The 3,696-nt window shown below is 62.4% G+C and carries 4 protein-coding genes; all 4 read right to left on the reverse strand.

The window, feature by feature from the left end; all coding sequences use genetic code 11:
* Window positions 1-1,057, reverse strand: a 1,057-nt coding sequence (locus tag J4F42_21800) for a hypothetical protein (protein MCE2488158.1), incomplete at its 3' end; no start/stop codon positions are given.
* A 9-nt stretch (window positions 1,058-1,066) separates the two neighbouring features.
* Complete coding sequence (gene qhpC / locus J4F42_21805) at window positions 1,067-1,402, reverse strand: quinohemoprotein amine dehydrogenase subunit gamma (GenBank protein MCE2488159.1); 336 nt, start codon at window positions 1,400-1,402, stop codon at window positions 1,067-1,069.
* A 46-nt stretch (window positions 1,403-1,448) separates the two neighbouring features.
* Window positions 1,449-2,909 carry a quinohemoprotein amine dehydrogenase maturation protein gene (peaB, locus tag J4F42_21810; GenBank protein MCE2488160.1) on the reverse strand — a complete coding sequence of 487 codons (1,461 nt, stop codon included), beginning with the start codon at window positions 2,907-2,909 and terminating at the stop codon, window positions 1,449-1,451.
* A gap of 11 nt (window positions 2,910-2,920) precedes the next feature.
* A partial coding sequence (locus J4F42_21815; GenBank protein ID MCE2488161.1) for a hypothetical protein occupies window positions 2,921-3,696 on the reverse strand: 776 nt, incomplete at its 5' end.

Below are 3,696 nucleotides of genomic sequence, written 5' to 3' on the forward strand. Positions count from 1 at the left end.
CGGTCTGGGTGGCGCCAAGCTCAATCTTGGTCAGCAGCTCCAGGCTGTCGGCATCGAAAACAGCCACATCGTGCCAGTTGCTGCCACAGTAGATCTTTTTGCCCTGGGGATGGATAAAGGGCATGAAATAGGTATTGGGCAGCGGGCGGCTCTTCTCGATCTGACGGGTCTCAAGATCAACCCGCCACAGGCGGTTATAGGCGAAATAGGCTTTTCTGGTCGTGGGCGACAGGGCGCCGGTCAGCACGTAGAACTCCGGGCTGAAGGGCTGGAGCTCGACCACCTCGACCTCAGGCTGGTCCTCGTTCAGGTCCAGAGAGGCGATGCCGAGCGTGGTCTGTCCGGTAATCGTGTCGGCCACAAACGCGCCAAACGAGACCAGGTGGCCGTGCTCCTGATACGGGTTGCCGAGCGGCAGACCATCGGTTCGACCGACTCCGGTGAGATTCCGGTTCAGCAGCGGCAGGCTGTCGAGCCGCTGTCCGGTTTTGGTATCGTACACAAAAATATCCTGGCCGACGCTGAAGATATACAGCCGCGCATCGTCTTTGGAGGTGGCCAGCGACATCACCTGGCGGGGGGCGGGAAAGGTGAGCAGCGTCTGCTGGGTGTCGAGATCAATGACCCGGATGCGGTTGTCGAGCGCCGTGTAGCTGCCCTGCTCCTTTTTCAGCGGCATCTCGTGGATGAACAGCCGGTTGCCCTGGGCGTTGACATCAATCGCCATGGTGCGGACCAGCTCGGTATCGCTGGACAGCGGGAAGCTGGTGACCTGCTTCCCCTCGTCAAGATCGACCATGGCCACGCTCTGCGACAGATTGTTGACCACATAGGCGTACTGCGGATGGGCGGGATTGGGCGCGATATTGAGGGCCGGGCCGCGCCCTTCGAGGGCGATGTTCCGCACCACCGTATCGGTCTCAGTATCGATCACGACCAGATTATTGGGATGGACCGAGGCCAGCAGATACCACTTGGCCCAGGCCGCAGGGGGCAGGCCGAGCAGCACCAGGCATAACAGCAGGATCTGACACACGCGCATCCGATTCCCTTTCACGCCTGCCCCTCAGTCGATTTTGGGAAAGACGACTTCCAGGCTCCGCCAGTCCTCCTGGGTCGAACCCGAACACGCTTTTGCCCACTCCGGGGTGTTCTGCAAACTGTCCGGCACCTGGGCCGGCCACCAGCACACGTTGGCACAGCTCAGCAGGTCGGCCTCGACCGGGGCGCACATGCTGCTCGTACCGCCCCACGGGTTAGCCTCCCAGCCGGGGTTGAAGATCGTGGTGCAGCCGACCGGCTGGTTCATGCCCACCACATCGTCCTGGTCCTGGGTCTGACCCCGGGTCTGGCTGGCCTCGACCTGTTCGGCCTTGTGGTTGCGTGGCTTGAGGTGTTTCATCAGCGTCTCCTTGTCCGCGTTTCCCATTCATCATTGAGCGTTTTCTTCAGGTCAGTTCCTTGGGAGCGTCTCCCCTGCCGCGCAGCACGTACTGCTCGACAAAGCCGGGCGTTTTGCGCTGCAACTCCATATAGACCCCGATGCCATACTCTGTCCAGGCTCTCAGAAAGTCGCAGTAGTGCAGGTTGGGGTGGAGGGCGTCGCCGAACTGGGTCATGGCCTCATGATAACACCCGCCTCCGCACAGCCCGCGCACCCAGCAGGTCTGACACACCGTTTTGTTGCCCAGGTGAGCCTTGTTGACAAACGCGTTCAGCCGGTCGTAGTCCAGCCCGTCCTTGACGTTGCCGTAGTGATGCTCCTCGCTGCCGGGGAAACGGTGGCACAGGTACACGTCTCCGTTGCCGTCCACATCCAGCAGGCCCAGCCCGGCGCCGCACGGGAAAAACTTGTTGGTGCCGACATGGATGTCGGTCAGCAGGGTGCTTAGGTTGGAGAAGCCGGTGTAGGAGCCCGCGACGGCGCGCTCGACGTACAGGCTGCCGAGTTGCCGAAAACCGGCCAGCACCTCGTGCAGGTCGGCCGGTTCCAGACCGTAGTCGGCCCCGTCTGTGGCCGTGACCGGAGAAAATCCGACCTCAAAAAAACCCAGTCCGGTCAGGTGTTCGTAGGTCCGCACGATGTCGATGGCGTCTTTGGTCACCGTGACCCGCGCCACCACCGGGCGGGCGGTATAGCGTGCGAACAGACGCTCCAGACGGGGCGCCAGCACCTGGTAGGAGCCTTTACGCTGTCCCCCGGCGGTCAGAAACGAGCGCCGCTTATCGTGCAAATCGGGCGGACCATCAATACTGACCGTGATGCCAAAGCGGTGGGCCTGGAAAAAGTCGATGACACTATCGGTCAGCAGGGTGCCGTTGGTGGTGATCGAAAAATCGACCGCCTTGTCTTCGGTCTGGGCCTTCTGCTCGGCATAGGCCACCACCTGGCGCATCAGCTTGAAATTCAGCAGGGCCTCACCGCCAAAGAAAATCAGGTTGACCTCGCGGCTCTGGCCCGATTTCTGGAACAGAAAATCGACGCTGGCCTGGGCCGTCGGCCAGTCCATCTGGACCGGCGTCGGGCCGTACTTGGCCTCGTCCGGCTCGTAACAGTAGGTGCAGTGCAGGTTGCACTTGTTAGCCACGTTGACGACCACCGAACTGACCGGAAAGTGTTCAACATCCAACTCGGGAATCGACACTGAGGGGTCGGGCGCCTCGGTCTCAAAAATATGCAGGCGGACAAACTCGTGGACCGTTTCGGCGATTTCCTCAGCCGGAAACCGGTCGGCCAGGGCAGCGGTCAACTGTTCGAGGCTGCACGCCGGTCGGATCTGAGCGTAGTGCAGGACCGCCTCACACACCGCATCCATCTCAAACAGAGCCATGCTCTTGGCCGCGACCAGCACCCGGCCCGAGTCGGTGCTCATGGGATAGGCGTTCTCTGAGTGGAACCGTAGTTGCATACGCTCCGTCCTTACTCAATCGGCGGAAACAGAAAGCGGGGCGGCATGACCAGCAGATGCGCCCGGGCGCCCATGGCACGTTTTGCGTCGGGCGGCTGATACCAGGCTTCGACCCACACGTCACCGACATTGCCCTCCAGCATATCCCGCTCGGGGTTGGGGCCGTCCAGGGCCGGGGTGAACAACCCGTCCTGATCGAGTGTGCCGACGAATTTGATATCGTCGTCGTTGATCCGCTTGACGTACTCTGCCAGTTTCCAGTTGACTGGCGCCACCCGGCCCAGCTTCACATCATCGGCCGTGCCTTTTTTGCCGTCAGTCCCGTTGGTGTAGGCGTTGACCTCGAACTGCTGAAAAATCTTCGGTGCCCGTCCTCCGCCCGGACGGGCAAAGCCGCGCTCGGGGGAGAGCCGGATATAATCCACCTGCTGATAGAGCGCCAGCCGCAGCGTGCCGTCCACCCCCTGCACCCGCACCTCCCGCCAGCCCGGCTCGGCCTGTGGGTCGACGCGCAGCTCAAGCACCAGGCTGTCGTCGGCCGGCTGTCGCACGGATTGGACCGACACCCCGGCGCCCACAGACACGTCCTCGGCTTGCAGCCCCGAGGGCAGTGTGATGCCAAACAGCCTGAGCGTCGGGCTCGTCCCGGCCTTGAGGGAGGCCGGGATGCTCTTCAGCAGCCGGGCCGGGCCGCGGCTGCGGTACCAAGTCTCGGTCAGGGCCAGATCGCCGTAGGCGGTCAGCAGACGCCGGCCCTCAATCTGTTGGCCGTCTTCACTGGCAAAGA

Source organism: Desulfurellaceae bacterium, from assembly GCA_021296095.1.
Classification (GTDB): Bacteria; Desulfobacterota; Binatia; order Bin18; family Bin18; genus JAAXHF01.

What these genes read in the sequence shown, in the direction of transcription:
- qhpC (MCE2488159.1), bottom strand. Translation starts at nt 1,402, where the DNA reads ATGAAACACCTCAAGCCACGCAACCACAAGGCCGAACAGGTCGAGGCC.
- peaB (MCE2488160.1), bottom strand. Translation starts at nt 2,909, where the DNA reads ATGCAACTACGGTTCCACTCAGAGAACGCCTATCCCATGAGCACCGAC.